Below are 15,066 nucleotides of genomic sequence, written 5' to 3' on the forward strand. Positions count from 1 at the left end.
TCGCTCGTTGTGCTCGGTGATGTCCACATCCGAGACAGCCGAGTCCGCTCGCCGCACGCCGATGGATCTGGCCGATCGGTTGCTCGACGTCAAACGCATCTATCACGAGCCCAGCATCGAGCGGTTCCCGCGTGCCGTGCAGGTCTTCGACCGATTTCCCGCCGCGGAACGCATCGAAGTGTTGTCGCATCAAGCCATTCCGGGTCTCTACGGCAACGAGGGGAACGTGGGGGACTGGGTGCGCAACAAGCGCGAGGTACTCGTGCTGGGGGAGAAGAAGAGTCTGTCGGCCCGTCGCAACGAGCGCTCGAGCGACTGGATCGCGCCGTCGACGGCCAACGGCTGCGCGATGGCCTGCTCCTACTGTTACGTCCCCCGTCGCAAGGGTTATGCGAATCCGATCACGGTGTTCACCAACATCGAGAAGATCACCGGCTACCTCGAGCGCCACGCCGCCCGGCAGGGTGTCAAACCCGAGCCCAACCAGTGCGACCCGGTCGACTGGGTGTACGACATCGGCGAGAACAGCGACTGTTCGGTCGACGCGATGGTGTGCGACAACGTGCGCGATCTGATCGAGCTCTTCGCGCGAATTCCCAACGCCAAGGCCAGCTTCGCCACCAAACTCGTGAATCGCGAGCTGCTCGGCTATGACCCGCGAGGCGGCACCCGCATCCGCTTCAGCCTGATGCCGGAGGAGACTTCGCGGGTGGTCGACGTCCGCACCTCGAAGGTGGCCGATCGTATTGCGGCGCTCGACGACTTCGTCGACGCGGGCTACGAGGTGCATCTGAACTTCAGCCCGGTCATCGTGCACGAGAACTGGCTGACGGACTGGGCGCAGCTGCTCGAGCAGATCGCCGACGGCACGAACGAACGGACCCGCCGGCAATTGGCCGCCGAGATCATCTTTCTCACCCACAACGAGGGTCTGCACGCCGTCAACCTGGGCTGGCACCCCAAGGGTGAGGATTTGTTGTGGCGACCTGATCTGCAGCAGCTCAAGCGCAGTCAGAGCGGCCAGTGGAACGTCCGGTACAAGAGCCCGTGGAAGGGCCGTTGGGTCGAGCAGTTGACCGGGCTGATCTGCGAGATCCTGCCCGACTGCCGGATCCGCTACGCCTTCTGACGACGAAAGCCGTGCGGTCGCTCGAGGCGACCGCACGGCAGGCGGATTCGTCGGTCAGCGCTTCTGGACCACCACCTTGTAGCCCGGCAGGGACGTCTGACCCGGTCCGGCCAGACCCGGTAGCGCAAGGGTCTTGGTGATGTCGAATTCCCTTTCGCCGCTGGCGGTCCGGGTCCAGCGGCCCCATGCGGAGGTGGCGCCGTCGATGAGGACCCGGCGAGCGTGTACCGCGTTGTCGTCACCGAGGTCGGTGAGCTGGCGGACCCGGAACGGAACCGAGCTGCCGTTGGCGAACTGCATACGCACCAGCACGTTCTTCGACGACGGCGGCGTGACGGGCTTGGCCGGGCCGGGGCGTCCCGGCGCGGGGACGAACCCGCCGCCGGTGAAGCTGCCGACCGAGACGTTGGTCAACGCACCGGAGGGGGAGCGGCGGACCCCGGTGAAGTTGTAGACACCGGCGGTGGGCACGTCGAATACCACCCGCGACAACGGCCGCACCGTGACGGTCCGCGTGGCGCCGCCATAGGTGTAGAACAGCTGCAGCGGCGTGGCGTACGGGTTGATCAGCACCGGACGGTAGTACTCGTCGTAGGAGATCCACGACGTGTTCCACTGCGTGATCTCACGGTTCCACGACGTGCTGGTGATCGACGTCGTGCTGGTCATCTCGGTGAGGATCTCCGAGCGTAGGTCGTCGACGGTGGTCGACGACACCGTCGAGGCGTTGGCGTCGAGCACGGTCGAGCTCTGCGCGGTGGTCACGTCGGCCTGGCTGGCCTCGGTGACCGCCGCGTCGGCCGCGGGCTCGTCGGCGGGCGCCGGTGCATCGGCGGGCGCGGGTGCGGGTTCGTCGGCGGGTGCGGGTGCGGGGTCTTCGGCGGGGGCGGGCGCCGGCTCGTCGGCCGGTGCCGGCTCTTCGGCGGGTGCGGGCGCGGGCTCCTCAGCGGGGGCGGGCGCCGGCTCGTCGGCCGGTGCCGGCTCCTCGGCGGGTGCGGGCGCGGGCTCCTCGGCGGGTGCGGGGTCTTCGGCGGGTGCCCGCGCGGGCTCCTCGGCGGGTGCGGGCTCCGGTGCCGGCTCTTCCGCCGGTGCCGGCTCTTCGGCGGGTGCGGGTTCCTCGGCGACGTAGTTGTCGGCCGGCACCTCAGGCGCCTCGTAGGCCGGTTGCTCGGCGTAGGCGCCGCCGTCGCCGCCGCTGCCGCCCTCGTCGTCGTAGTCGCCGACCATCAGGGCGGTGTGGTGGCTGCAGAACGCGGCGGGGGCCGGTGCCAGGACAGCGGCCTCGGCGGTGCCGGCCAGTCCGATGGTGGCCGCGCCGAGGATGCCGGCGACGACGACGCTGCGGACAGCGGCCGAGAACTTGCTGGTGGAGGTCATGTGCGGCTCCTCTTTCGATGACGCCCGGCGGGGCGCCGGCTGAGGAAAGAGTGCGGTCGCGCGCTCGGCGGATCCTTGGTGTTTCCTTGCGAGCACTTAAGGTTGACCGCATGACCTCCGTCTTGACGGTGAACGTGGCCAGCCCCCGGCCGAATCCCGCGAAGCCGTCTGTCACCACCGGCATAGTCAAGGTGCCCACGGACGGCGCGGTCGCTGTTCGCGCGCCCGGTCCGTCGCCCGCAGGCCTGGGCAGCGGCCTGGAATCCGACACGATCGGAAATCGCCGGCTGCACGGTGGTGACGACCAGGCGGTGTACGCCTACGCCCGCGAGGATCTCGACCGCTGGCAGACACGACTCGACCGGACACTGGACAACGGGAACTTCGGTGAGAACCTCACCACCTCGGGGATCGACGTGACCCATGCCGTGATCGGTGAGCGCTGGCAGGTCGGCGACGACGGTCTGGTGCTCGAGGTGACGTCGCCGCGCACCCCGTGCAAAACCTTCGCGGCGTGGCTCGACGTGCCCGATCTGATCCGGACCTTCACCGACATCGCCGAACCCGGCGCGTATCTGCGGATCATCAATGCGGGCACGGTGCGTGCCGGCGATGCCATCGTCGTCGCCGAGCGCCCTGACCACGGCATCACGGTCCAGACGGTGTTCAAAGCGATCCTGCGCGAACCCGAGCTGCTCGCCCAGCTGCGCCACCTCGACACCCTGCCGGCCGACATCCGGCGTAAGGCCCAACGCCGTGATGCCCGGTCCGCCGGAAGCCGGCAAACATCGTGAAACGGCCTGCGGTCCTCGCTCTCACCGTCGCAGCGCTGTCGGGTGTGCTCTTCGCCGCACCCTCGGCGGCACAACCTGTTTCGAGCGCTCAACTGATCGTCGCCAGCGCACCGACCGAGGACTCGGTGACCGGCACGCTCACGGCATACCAGCGCGTGGGAACGCAATGGCGGGCGGTGATCGGACCGACGCCCGCGACGTTCGGCGAACTCGGTGTCGGTGTCTCCCAGGACGACGTCTTCCGCACACCGATCGGTCGTTTTCCCCTGGATCAGGCGTTCGGCCGTGAACCGAACCCCGGCACCCGGATGCCGTTCTTCCAGGCCACCGACGAGGACTGGTGGGACGAGGACGTCGACTCCCCGACCTACAACACCCACGTGCGCAGCGTCGACAAGCCGTCCGGCGACGCCGAGAACCTCTACGACTCCGGGCCGATCTACGACTACGCGGTGAACATCGCCCACAATCCGCAGCGCATCCCCGGTCGGTCGGCGGGCATCTTTCTGCATGTCACCGACGGCGATCCGACCTGGGGCTGTGTGGCCATCGACCGCGACCAGATGCGGACGGTGCTGCAGTGGCTCGACCCCGCCCAGCATCCCCAGATCGAGATCGGGGTGGGACTCGGCGCTCCGGCCTGAACGGACGGGCTCAGGAGGCGAAGTCTGACGGCTTGAACCGGCCCTCGCTCAGCTTGCCCTCGATCTCCTCGAGGCTGCGGCCGGTGAGGTCGGGCATCCGTAGATACACGAAGATCCATGCGGCGACGTTGAACAACCCGTACAGCCACATCGACGGCCCGACTCCGATCCCACTGATCAGCGTGAGCAGGGTCAGGGTGATCAGCAGGTTGGTGCCCCACAGCGCCGCGGACTGCGCGGCGGTGCCCGCCGGCCGGACCGCCAGCGGATAGGTCTCCGATCCGGTGAGCCAGCCCATCAGCTGCAGACCGCCGGCGTTGAACAACATGAACACCACCAGGCACGCGATGATGAACGGCACCGAATCCCGGCCGCTGTTCCCGGTGACGAACAACGTGCCGAGAACGAACAGGCTGACCGCCGCGCCGGGGATCATGATGAGGGTGAGTCGGCGGCGGCCGACCCGGTCGATGATGGTCAGACCGACCAGCTGAGCGACCAGATAGGCGACCCCGAGTGCCACGGACACCTGAAGGGCCACCGACTCGTCGAACCCGTTGTCGGTCAGGATGGTGGGAGAGTAGTAGATGATCATCTCGATACCGCTGAGCTGGGTGAAAATCGCTATGCCACAACCGAGGACGAGGGCCGGCCGGACCCAGGCCTCACGCAGCCCGGACCACCCTCGAGTGCTGGCCTTGCGTTCGGCCCGGGCGAGGTCGGCCATCTCCTGGACCTCGCCGTCGATGTCGTAATTCTGCGGCCGCACCCGCTCCAGTACGGCCCGTCCCTTGTCGCGCTCGCCCTGTTTGAGCAGCCAGCGCGGGCTTTCGGGCAGCCGAAGCAACAGGACGAGCATGATCGCGGCGGGGACGGCGGCCGCGCCGATCGACCACCGCCACGGAATCGACTCGGACGCACCGACGATGGTGGCGATCACGATTCCGACGCCGATGGCGATCTGGAAACACAGCACGAGCCGACCGCGATACTTGGGCGGCGCCAGTTCGGCGACGTACATCGGGGCGGTCTGGGTGGCCCCGCCCACCGCGAAGCCCAGAACGAGCCGGCCCACCGACAACAGAACCGGGTTGGGCGCCAGGGCGCACCACAACGATCCGACGGCGAAGACGACGGCCAACATCACCAGGGTTCCCTTGCGGCCCCGCCGTTCCGAGAGGTGGCTGCAGGTGAGCGCTCCGATCACCGCGCCGAGCAGGATGCTCGCCGTGATCACCTGTTTCCAGCCCTCGGCGATGTGGAAGTCCTCGGTGATCTGAAGCAGCGCCCCGGAGATGATGCCGGTGTCGTAGCCGTAGAGCATTCCCGATACCGCCGACACCAGGGCGACGACGATGGCCGCACCGGTCAGCTGGCCCGGCGTGTTCTCCCGGCGCTTGGCGGATTCGGTCGCGGCGCTCTCGGAAGAAGTCATGGGCCGGGTCTCCCTCGTCGTGTCAACGGATGACGACATCTACCCGAACGAAGATCACGCGAAACGCCGACGGTGGTGGCCGCGTCACCTCGGCAGTCGAGGCAGCCCGGCCAACAGGCCGCGCTGCGGCACCCCGACGATCGGCTCGGCCGCCACGTCGAGTTCGGCGAGGACGTCGTTGGCGGCGAGCACCCCCGACATCGCAGAGCGTTCCATCAGCCCCGAAAGATAGGGCAGTTCGATGAAATCGCCCGCCAGGCGCAGTCCCCGGGCATCGGTGCGCACCCCGGGCCGGGACCCGGCCGAACCGGGCGGAAAGGCGGGGGCGGTGGCCTCCATCCGGTCGTGGCGGTGCCAGATGGCCGCATCGGCGGTCTCGGGCCACAGTGCGGCGAGCTCGGCCCGCAGTGCCGCGGCCGCTTCGGACACGTCACCCAGCCGGCAGGAGTACGAGTGCAGTTCGACGATCGAGCCGCCGGTCGCCCGCGCCCACTCGGCGCTGGGCCGCTCCAGTCGCGAATAGACGGCGATCGAATCGAGGTTCGGTTGCCCGCTGACCGCGCTGAATGCCGCGCGATGCGGTGCGACGTCACGGTCGAACCAGAGCCGACTGACCGCGAAAGGTGGTGCCACCCGTAATGATTCGCACCGCCTGGCGAGTAGCGGAGCCGCCGCGGCGGTGGCCGGCGAGTCGGCCATCAGTCTGCTCAGCGCACCGGGATCCACCGCGAGGACCACATTGGCGGTGTCGAACTGCCCATGTGCGGTCCGCACCCGCCACCCCCGGCCTTCGGGCTCGACGCCGCTCACCGGCGTTCCCGTGGCGATCGTGGCGCCGTGCCGCTCGAGGTGGCGTTGCAGCGGCTGCCAGATTGCCGTCGCGTAGTCGGTGTCGGGCACGTCGAACCCGATGCCCTCGGGGTTGCCGAGGAAGTAGTAGTGGAACATCGCGATGAGCTCGGCCGCCGAGAGTTCGCCCTGATTGCAGAAGAACGAGCGCGCGAATGCCTCGAACAGCATGCTGCGGGTGCGGTCGCTCATCCCGAAGCGGTCGAGGAACGTGGCCGCGTCGAGGTAGTCGTACTCGGCGTAGGTGGTGGCCCGGTCGTACGCCAGCAGGGCATGCCCGGTGGCCGGGTCCGCCTTCATCAGGTCACGGCGGCCCAGGCTCTTGGACCGCAGCGCAAGCGTGAGCAGGTTCAACGGCGGCGCCGCGGGCAGACCCGACAGATCCTCGTCCGGCCAGATCTGGGAGATCACCGGATAGCTCGGCACCGGGGCCAGGAACGACAGCTGCGGATCGGCGCGGCGCAGGATCGACCGCCAGGTGTAGTAGTGGCGGAAGAACGCGTGAAATCCGTGTTCGACGATCTGCTCGGTGCCGTCCGGCATGGCCTCGGGCCAGGCGCCGAGCCGGCCGCCGAGGTGATGGGCGGCTTCCAGGACCGTGACGCGCACACCGCGTTCGGCCAGCACCACTGCCGCCGAGATGCCGGCGATCCCGCCGCCGACCACCACCGCCTCGGACCCGGCCGGAGCGTCGCGGGGCAACAGCGGGTCGGCGGACACGAGCGGGCGTGGACGCATCCGCAGTGGAGCGGCCCGGCTGGTCAACGGATCGCTCATCGCCGCCCGGCCCGGGCCGCTCGCGCGTGGCGCGCCAGCACGATCGCGAACGGCGCCGCGATCGCGCCCATCACGATGCCGCCGGTCACGGCGGATCCGGGCAGCCCGAAGAACACCAGATGGCCCATCACCGAAGAGAGATAGACCCACAGATACAGGGCCGCGGCCGGCCACGACGGAACGTCGGGGTGGTCGCCGTGGCGCCGGCGCAGAACGGTGTGCAGCGCGGCGATCACCAGCGACGACACCAGCAGCCAGCCGGCGTAGTTCGTCAGGGGGATGCCGCTGACCAGGGGCAACCCCGGCTCGGGGTGGAACCACGTCCAGTGCCCGGCCGACACCATCTGCGGGTCGAGGAAGACATCCCAGGCCGTCAGCGCGGCCGCACCCACCGCGATCACGGCGGGGGTGCGCGACGCGAGGGTGCGCGCGACAACCAGCGAGGGCCACGCCATCATCACCCACGCCATCGGCACCACGACCGGCACTCCCAGCACCTCGGGTCCGAGGGTTCCGGTGTAGGCGTAGGCACCGAACGGCCACCCGGTCGCCACACCCACCGCCTCGGCCAGCAGACCACCGCCGCCGGCCACCGCGATCAGGGTCGCCGCGCCGAACGCCCCGTACACCCGGCCGGCATCGGCAACCGAGGCCAGGAAGAACACCACCACACTGGTCACCGTCACCTGGGTCCGCCAGACCTCGGGGATCAGCGGATAGGCGATCTGCACGAGAATCGCCGCGGCAACCAGCGCCCACACCATGGGCGCCGTGCGCACCCGCACGTCCGGCATGGCCAGCGCCAAGGGATACCTCCGCGGTCAGAACGACGGCGCCCGCACCCGTCGGCGGTGCAGCCGGGCGGGACTCCGTAGAGTTTGCAGGTGCCCGATGCGCGTTTCGCCGAAACTCTACGCGGACTCGTCGTCACGGGTTCGTCACTTGCCTGCCTGGGCACCGCGCACCAGCTGATCAATCAGCGTCTGCTGCGCCGGCCGCCCGCCGACCCACCGCCGGTCACTGTGCCGGTCTCGCTGCTCGTTCCGGCCCGCGACGAGGCGCATCGGATCGGACCCACGATCACATCGCTGCTGGGCCAGCGCGGACTGACCGACGCCGAGATCCTGGTGCTCGACGACGGTTCGACCGACGGCACAGCCGAGGTGGTGCGGCGAATCGCCGGCGCCGACCCGCGACTGGCCATTCTCACCGGCAGCCCGCCGCCGGAGGGCCGGCTCGGAAAGCCGCATGCATGTGCGCAACTGTCCGCCGCCGCCCGCGGCGACATCCTCGTCTTCGTCGACGCCGACGTCGTGCTTTCGGCGGACGCGGTGGCCGCGGCGGTGGCGGTGCTTCGAGGTCGACGGCCGCTCGACCTGGTGTGCCCGTGGCCGCGGCAGATCCCCGCCGGGGTCGCCGGCCGGTTGGTCCAGCCGCTGCTGGCGTGGTCGTGGCTGACGACGCTGCCGCTGCGAATCGCAGAACGGTCGGCGCGCCCCTCGATGGCGGTGGCCAACGGCCAGTTTCTGGTGGTCGAGGCGCGCGCGCTGGCCCGTGCGGGTGGCTGGGAATCCGTGTCGGGGGCGGTGCTCGACGACATCGGGCTGGCCCGGGCCGTGCGGGTCGCCGGCGGGCGGACCGGGATCGCCGACGGTTCGTCGCTGGCCACCTGCCGGATGTATGAGACCGGCTCGGAACTCCGCGACGGTTACCGCAAATCGCTGTGGGCGGCGTTCGGCTCACCGGCGGGTGCCGTCGCCGTCGGCACGCTGCTGGCCCTGGTGTACATGGTGCCGGCGGCCGCGGCACTGGCCGGATCTCGGGTCGGTGCGCTCGGATACGGTGCCGCGGTCCTCGGACGGCTGTCGGCGGCGCGGTGGTGTGCGGGGACGTTGAGCGCCCCGGCCCACCCGGTGTCGGTAGCGATGCTGCTGTGGCTGTTGGCCTCCTCCTGGGTCGGGCGGGTCCGCGGATCGCTGACGTGGAAGGGCCGCCCGGTATGAGTCGCGTCGTCGTGGTGGGCGCGGGACTGGGCGGGCTCGCGGCGGCCGCCCGGCTCGCCGCGGCGGGCCATCGGGTCCGCGTGTTCGAACGCGCCCCGACCGTCGGCGGCAAGCTGGGGATCGTCGAGCGCGACGGCTTCTCCTTCGACACCGGTCCCTCGCTGCTGACCGTCCCGTCGCTGCTGGAAGACCTGTTCGTCGGCACCGGGGAACCTGCCGAACTGGACGTGACCGCCGTCGACCCCGCATGTGCCTACGTCTTTCCCGACGGCACCGAACTGGTCCTGCCGCACGACCCGGCGCAGGTCCCGGACGCCCTCGACGCGGCTCTCGGCGACGGCGCGGGTGCCTCCTGGCAGCGGCTGCACGAGCGGGCCCGGCGGTTGTGGGAGTTGGTCGGCGAACCGGTGCTGCGACGGCCGGTCAGCCTCGCCTCGCTGATCCGGATGAGCGCGCGCCCGGCGGATCTACGGGCCGTCGCACCGTGGCGGACGATCGACGGGGTGGGTCGCCGGATGTTGCCGGATCCGCGATTGCGGATGTGGCTCAACCGGTATGCGACGTATTCCGGCTCGGATCCTCGACGCACGCCGGCCGTCCTGGGGGTCACCGCGTTCGTCGAGCAGGAATTCGGCGCCTGGTACGTCAGCGGCGGGTTGCGGCGCATCGTCGAGGTGCTGGCACAGCGTTGCGCAGACCTGGGTGTCGACATCGTCACCGGCGCCGAAGTCCGGGCGGTGACGCTCGGCGCAGGCCGCGCCCGCGGCGTGGTGGTCGGTGGGGCGGCCATCCCGGCCGACGTGGTGGTGTGCAACGCCGATGCCGCAACACTCTACGACGGGCTGCTGCCGGCCGGTGCCGCGCCGGCGCTGCGCCGGCGGGTGCGCCGTACTCCGCGTTCGATGGCGGGATTCGTGGTACTGCTGGGACTTTCGGGCCGTACGCCGGGGCCGGCGCACCGAGTGTTCTTTCCGGCCGACTACGACGCCGAATTCGACGCGATCTTCGGCCGCCGGCCGCGGCCGGTCGCCGAACCCACCGTCTACGTACACGCCCCCGACGACGCCGCCCTGCGACCCGACGACGATTCCGAGGGCTGGTTCGTGATGGTCAATGCGCCGGCCCACGATCCCGCCCGGGGCGTGGACTGGGACCAACCGGGCCTGCGTGAGCGCTACACGCAGCTCGTGCTGGACACGCTCGCTCGCCGCGGCGCCGACATCGGCGACCGGATCCGGTTCGCCGAGACCATCACCCCGGCCGATCTGCAGCGCCGAACCGGTGCGCCCGGCGGCGCGATCTACGGCACGGCGTCGCACGGTCCGCGCGCCGCGCTGCGCCGGCCCGCCAATCGCAGCCCGCTGCCCGGCCTGTACCTGGTCGGCGGTTCGGCCCATCCGGGGGGCGGCATCCCGCTGGTGTTGATGTCGGCGGAGATCGTCGCCGGGCTCATCGGCCCGGCGGATACATCCGCGGGATCGAGCGACGGACCCCGATCACCAGCTGACCCAATCCGACGGCTCCGACGGCGATCCACGTGACCGCCAGCGTCGAGCCCCAGGCCCAGCCGACCGGCGGAACGCCGGTGGGCGACAGCGCGACGCCGCCCGCCGCGATGCCCACGATGATCAGTCGGGTCGGCCGTTCGGCTATGGTCACCGCGCCCACGCCGGGCATCCCGACCGCCTGCGCACGGGCCCGGAGATATTCGTGGACGAAGACGAGGGCAACCGCCGCGCACGTCCAGCCGGGCGGTGCGCCCAGGGCCACGAGTACCGCACCGAGCAGCAGATCGCCCAGCCGGTCGGCGACCGCGTCCACCACCGCACCCAGGGGTCGTGCCCGGCCGGTGCGCAGGGCGACCGCACCGTCGAGACCGTCGAACAGGCCGGCGGCAGCGATCAGCCCCACCGTCACCGCCGGCCAGTGCCGGGTGGCGACCGACCCCCAGGCGCCGGCCAGCGCCAGCACCCCGGCCGCGGACAGCAGGTCGGGGGGGATTCGCGCGACCGGACCCGATGAGAGGAACCACACCATCCGCAACCAGCCGCGGACCACCGGCGACGGCCGCACGCCACCGTGCAGCGACGACCATCCGGCGTCGTCCGGCGCGCCGCCGGGTCGACCCTTCGCCCCCATGGGTCCAGCCTGCCAAAGAATCCCGGACACGCGGCGGGACGCGCCATGGGCCGCGTGACGGCGCTGGCGTCCGGGGTGCGCAAGACGTTCCCCGGCAGCGATCTGTCGCTGTGGGCGGCCGGTGCCACCTTCTTCGGGGTGATCGGATTGGTCCCGCTGGCGCTGGCGTCGCTGTGGGCGGTCGGGGCCATCGTCGGCCACGACGCCGTCACGGCCGCGATGGAGTCAGCCATCGGCGGCCTGCCCGACGGGCACGGCACACCCGAGGCGTTGCGCACGCTGACGTCGGTGGCGCTGTCGATGTCGTGGGTGCAGGCGCTCGTGGTGCTGTTCCCCGCGAGTCTGTACGGGGAGGGTCTACGCCGGGCGTTCGTCCAGATGTCGGCCGCTCCGGACACCCTGACCGGCTGGCGGGGTCGGGCCGGGTTGCTCGCCGTCGCCGCCGTCGCGCCGTTCCTCGTGCTCGCGGTGTTGGCGTCGGCGTCCTACGTCGCACCGCTGTACGAGCGCGGCGGCGGATCACTGATCTGGGGGATCGTCGTGGCGTTCCACATCGTGTGGCTCACGGTGTCGACCGCGTTGCTCGGGGTGTTCGGGCTGATCGGGCCGGGTCGCATCGGCTGGCGCGCTCTCGCGCTCGGATCGTTCGGCACCGGGGCGATCCTCGCCGGGTTCCTGCAGGGCTTCGTGCTGTTCCTGGCTATCCCGATTCCCTGGTCGGCGCCGTTCGGCGGTCTGCCGATCGTCGGGGCGGTGTCCGCGCTGTCGCTGTGGCTGTATCTGCTGCACATCCTGGTGCTCTGCGGTTTCCGGGTGACGGTCGCCCTCGACGAGGTCGTGGGGGCGGCGTGATTGCCCGCTCGGCGGTGAGCGTTACCTTGCTCTCATGAGACTCACCGGAAGCACCGCATTAATCACCGGCGCCAGCGGGGGGATCGGCGAGGAATTCGCCACTCGACTCGCCGGTGAGCAGGTCGATCTGATCCTCGTCGCCCGGCGCGCCGACAAGCTCGAGGGCCTGCGCGACCGACTGCTCGCTCGCCATCCCGGGCTGACGATCGACATCGTGCCGGCCGATCTGGCCGAACCCGGGGCAGCGGCACACCTGGCCGCCCAGATCACCGCCCTGGGACGGCGCGTCGACGTCCTGATCAACAACGCCGGCATCGGATTGCACGGCAAGGTGGCCGAGCAGGATCCCGCGGCGAACGCGGCGATGATTCAACTCAACTGTGTCGCCCTGGTCGAGCTGACCGGCCACGTGTTGCCCGCGATGATCACCGCGCGGCGCGGGGTGATCATCAACGTGGGCTCGACGGCGGGGTTCCAGCCGGTGCCCAGTATGGCCGTGTACGGCGCGACGAAGGCGTTTGTGCTGTCGTTCACCGAGGCGCTCTGGCAGGAGACCCGCGGCACCGGGGTGAAAGTGCTGACGCTGTGTCCCGGCGCGACCGAGACCGAATTCTTCGACCGGACCGGGAAGTCGTTCATGACCCGGGGCCGACAGACTGCTGCCCAGGTGGTCGACACCGCGCTCAAGGCGCTCGACCGCCCGTTCCCCACGGTGGTGTCCGGGTTGCACAACCGCATCATGGCGCTCGGCTACCGGATTGCGCCCCGGCCCGTTCTGGCGATGGTCTCCGAGCAGCTGATGAAGACCTCCGGGTGAGGCTGAGCCGTCGGTCGGGGTGATGGGTCTGGGTTCCACGGCGCCATAGTCGTCGTGCTTCCCGGGCCGTCTTCGGGGGAACCCCGGGCGCGTGCCCGAAGGTGACACCGTCTATGCGTTGGCGCGCCGGCTGGATGGTGCGCTGCGCGGTCGCACGCTGACCCGGGGTGAGCTGCGGGTGGCGGCCCACGCCACCGCGGATCTGGCCGGGCTCGACGTCCTGGCGCACGACACCCACGGAAAGCACCTGCTCACCCGGTTGTCCGGCGGGCTGACGCTGCACACCCACCTGCGGATGTCCGGATCGTGGACGATATCGGCCGCCGGACGATGGTTGCCGAGGACCGTGATGCCCGACGTGCGCGTCGTGCTGCGCACCGACAGCCCCGCCGCCTACGGGCTCCGGCTGCCGGTGGTGGAACTGCTGCGCACTCGCGACGAAGCCGACGTGATCGGCCATCTCGGTCCCGACCCGCTGCGAGAAGACTGGGATGCCGGCGAGGCCGCCCGCCGCATGACGACCGACCCGGACCGCCCGCTGATCGCCGTCCTGCTGGATCAGCGGTGTGTCGCAGGCTTCGGCAACCTCTGGGCCAACGAGTTGTGCTTCCTGCGCGGCCATCGCCCCTGGACACCGGTCGGCGCCGTGGACGTCCCGGCGCTGCTGGATCTCGGCGCCCGGGCGCTACGTCACTCCGCAAAGATGCCCGGTGCCATGCAGGTCACCACCGGGGTCCGGCGCAGAGGTGAGCAGCATTGGGTGGCAGGTCGTGCCGGACGGCCGTGCCTGCGATGTGGCACCCGGGTACGCGTGGTGGCCGAGGTTCCGAACGATCCGGAACGGCGCCGGACGTGGTGGTGCCCGACCTGTCAGCCCGGACCCGTTGACCGGACGTCGGCATCGTCGGCCGGCTGAAACGTGCCGGGGTGCGCCGATGTCATCCACAGGTAGGGGTGTTGGGGTGAGGTGGTGGTGCCGAGGATGAACGTCCGGTCGGTACGCCGGGTGCGCGCCGTCGCGGCCAGCCAGGTGGCCACGGTGCTGATGCGGTTCTGCACACCGGTGAGGAACGCGATGTGCAGCAGTCCCCAGGCCAGCCAGCCGACAACACCGGCCACCCGCACCGGCCCGGCCTCCAGCAGCGCATGGCCCCTGCTGATGTAGGCGGCCGAGCCGAGATCGCGATAACGGTACGGCCGCCGCGGCTTTCCGTCGAGTTCGCGCCGGATGCAGGCGGCGACGTGCATACCTCCCTGCATGGCGTTCTCGGCCACGCCCGGCAGATGGTCGCGGCCCACCAGATCGCCGATCACGAACACCTCGGGGTGTCCGGCGACCGACAGATCCGCCTCGACCGCGATGCGGCCGGCCCGGTCGGCGCTCGCGCCGAGCGCCTCCGCGGCGTGCCGCGCGAACGGCACCGCCTCGACGCCGGCCGTCCACAGCACGGTGTGGGTGGCGTACTCCTGCACGGGGCCACCGGATTTCGGCGAGACGGTGATGCCGTCGCAGCGGACATCGGTGACGTGGACGCCCATGCACAATTCGACCCCCAGGGTCTCCAGTGCATCGGTCGCCTTTGCCGTCAGCGCCGGAGCGAAGCTGCTCAGAACGCGTTCGCCGCCATCGAAGAGGATCACCCGGGCATCCTGTGGATCGATGCTGTGGAACTCGTTGGCCAGCGCCCGGGTCGCCACCTCGCGGATCTGACCGGCCAGCTCGACCCCGGTCGGGCCACCCCCGGCGACGGCGAAGGTGAGCCAGGCGTCGCGCTCGGGACCTGGCGGCAGCGTCTCGGCCACCTCGAACGCTCCGAACACCCGGCGACGGATGCTCACCGCATCGTCGAGGGTCTTCAGCCCAGGGGCCCACTGGGCGAATTCCTCGTGTCCGAAGTAGGCCTGACGCATCCCGGCCGCGAGGATGAGAACGTCGTAGTCGAGGTCGAAGGTGGTGCCGTCGGGGCGGCGGGCGCTCACCCGTCGAGCGTCGGGATCGAGTTCGAATGCCTCGCCGAGCAGGGTGGTCACATTGGGGTGCCGAGCCAGCTCCTCGCGCAGTGACCGGCTGATCTGTCCGATGCTCAAGGTGCCCGTGGCGCACTGATAGAGCAGTGGCTGGAAGACATGACAGGCCGCCCGGTCGAGCAGCGTGACGTCGATGTCGGCGCGGCCGAGCCGGCGCGCACAGAACAGTCCGCCGAAGCCGCCTCCGATGATCAATACCCGGGTCGAAGCGTTTTCCGTCAC

The 15,066-nt window shown here is 70.4% G+C and carries 14 protein-coding genes; 8 read left to right on the top strand and 6 right to left on the bottom strand.

Annotated features, from left to right (window positions below; genetic code table 11):
* The first annotated feature begins 19 nt into the window (after window positions 1-19).
* Window positions 20-1,129 (top strand): spore photoproduct lyase family protein, encoded by a 1,110-nt coding sequence (locus ACN27E_RS04645; RefSeq protein WP_422746925.1) that lies wholly within the window; start codon window positions 20-22, stop codon window positions 1,127-1,129.
* Between the two features lie 54 nt (window positions 1,130-1,183).
* On the opposite strand, the gene ACN27E_RS04650 is transcribed toward ACN27E_RS04645, so the two are convergent.
* A complete protein-coding gene (locus ACN27E_RS04650) occupies window positions 1,184-2,506 on the bottom strand; it encodes a hypothetical protein (protein WP_422746927.1) in 1,323 nt (440 codons plus the stop codon).
* A gap of 110 nt (window positions 2,507-2,616) precedes the next feature.
* Between ACN27E_RS04650 and ACN27E_RS04655 the strand changes: the two genes are divergently transcribed.
* Both ACN27E_RS04655 and ACN27E_RS04660 read left to right on the top strand, forming a co-directional pair.
* The gene (locus ACN27E_RS04655; protein ID WP_422746929.1) at window positions 2,617-3,300 is read left to right on the top strand and encodes an MOSC domain-containing protein; all 684 of its coding nucleotides are present in this window, start codon (window positions 2,617-2,619) and stop codon (window positions 3,298-3,300) included.
* The gene (locus ACN27E_RS04660) at window positions 3,297-3,944 is read left to right on the top strand and encodes a L,D-transpeptidase family protein (RefSeq protein ID WP_422746931.1); all 648 of its coding nucleotides are present in this window, start codon (window positions 3,297-3,299) and stop codon (window positions 3,942-3,944) included. The genes ACN27E_RS04655 and ACN27E_RS04660 overlap by 4 nt, the downstream gene beginning before the upstream one ends.
* Window positions 3,945-3,954: 10 nt before the next feature.
* On the opposite strand, the gene ACN27E_RS04665 is transcribed toward ACN27E_RS04660, so the two are convergent.
* From ACN27E_RS04665 to ACN27E_RS04675, 3 genes are all read right to left on the bottom strand, one after another.
* Window positions 3,955-5,379 (bottom strand): sugar porter family MFS transporter, encoded by a 1,425-nt coding sequence (locus ACN27E_RS04665; RefSeq protein WP_422746933.1) that lies wholly within the window; start codon window positions 5,377-5,379, stop codon window positions 3,955-3,957.
* Between the two features lie 84 nt (window positions 5,380-5,463).
* A complete protein-coding gene (locus tag ACN27E_RS04670; RefSeq protein WP_422746935.1) occupies window positions 5,464-7,005 on the bottom strand; it encodes an FAD-dependent oxidoreductase in 1,542 nt (513 codons plus the stop codon).
* Complete coding sequence (locus ACN27E_RS04675) at window positions 7,002-7,811, bottom strand: carotenoid biosynthesis protein (RefSeq protein WP_422746936.1); 810 nt, start codon at window positions 7,809-7,811, stop codon at window positions 7,002-7,004. The genes ACN27E_RS04670 and ACN27E_RS04675 overlap by 4 nt, the downstream gene beginning before the upstream one ends.
* 78 nt (window positions 7,812-7,889) lie before the next feature.
* Between ACN27E_RS04675 and ACN27E_RS04680 the strand changes: the two genes are divergently transcribed.
* Window positions 7,890-9,008, top strand: a complete 1,119-nt coding sequence (locus ACN27E_RS04680; RefSeq protein WP_422746938.1) for a glycosyltransferase — start codon at window positions 7,890-7,892, stop codon at window positions 9,006-9,008.
* Window positions 9,005-10,549 carry a phytoene desaturase family protein gene (locus ACN27E_RS04685; RefSeq protein ID WP_422746940.1) on the top strand — a complete coding sequence of 515 codons (1,545 nt, stop codon included), beginning with the start codon at window positions 9,005-9,007 and terminating at the stop codon, window positions 10,547-10,549. Before ACN27E_RS04680 ends, ACN27E_RS04685 begins: the two co-directional genes overlap by 4 nt.
* On the opposite strand, the gene ACN27E_RS04690 is transcribed toward ACN27E_RS04685, so the two are convergent.
* On the bottom strand, window positions 10,458-11,147 hold the full coding sequence (locus tag ACN27E_RS04690) for a CDP-alcohol phosphatidyltransferase family protein (RefSeq protein ID WP_422746942.1): 690 nt from the start codon (window positions 11,145-11,147) through the stop codon (window positions 10,458-10,460). The genes ACN27E_RS04685 and ACN27E_RS04690 overlap by 92 nt on opposite strands.
* A 45-nt stretch (window positions 11,148-11,192) precedes the next feature.
* Between ACN27E_RS04690 and ACN27E_RS04695 the strand changes: the two genes are divergently transcribed.
* The 3 genes from ACN27E_RS04695 to ACN27E_RS04705 all read left to right on the top strand — a co-directional run bounded on the left by ACN27E_RS04695 (window position 11,193) and on the right by ACN27E_RS04705 (window position 13,732).
* Window positions 11,193-11,999 (top strand): YhjD/YihY/BrkB family envelope integrity protein, encoded by an 807-nt coding sequence (locus ACN27E_RS04695; RefSeq protein WP_422746944.1) that lies wholly within the window; start codon window positions 11,193-11,195, stop codon window positions 11,997-11,999.
* Between the two features lie 34 nt (window positions 12,000-12,033).
* Window positions 12,034-12,816, top strand: coding sequence for an SDR family NAD(P)-dependent oxidoreductase (locus ACN27E_RS04700; RefSeq protein WP_422746946.1), 783 nt, complete (start codon window positions 12,034-12,036; stop codon window positions 12,814-12,816).
* Window positions 12,817-12,907: 91 nt separating this feature from the next.
* A complete protein-coding gene (locus ACN27E_RS04705) occupies window positions 12,908-13,732 on the top strand; it encodes a DNA-formamidopyrimidine glycosylase family protein (protein WP_422746949.1) in 825 nt (274 codons plus the stop codon).
* Here the strand turns inward: ACN27E_RS04705 and ACN27E_RS04710 are convergent.
* On the bottom strand, window positions 13,687-15,066 hold the full coding sequence (locus tag ACN27E_RS04710; protein ID WP_422746950.1) for an NAD(P)/FAD-dependent oxidoreductase: 1,380 nt from the start codon (window positions 15,064-15,066) through the stop codon (window positions 13,687-13,689). The two genes, ACN27E_RS04705 and ACN27E_RS04710, sit on opposite strands and share 46 nt — an antisense overlap.

Origin of the sequence: Mycobacterium sp. WMMD1722 (assembly GCF_049315205.1) — a bacterium.
In the GTDB taxonomy this organism is placed as follows: Bacteria; Actinomycetota; Actinomycetes; order Mycobacteriales; family Mycobacteriaceae; genus Mycobacterium.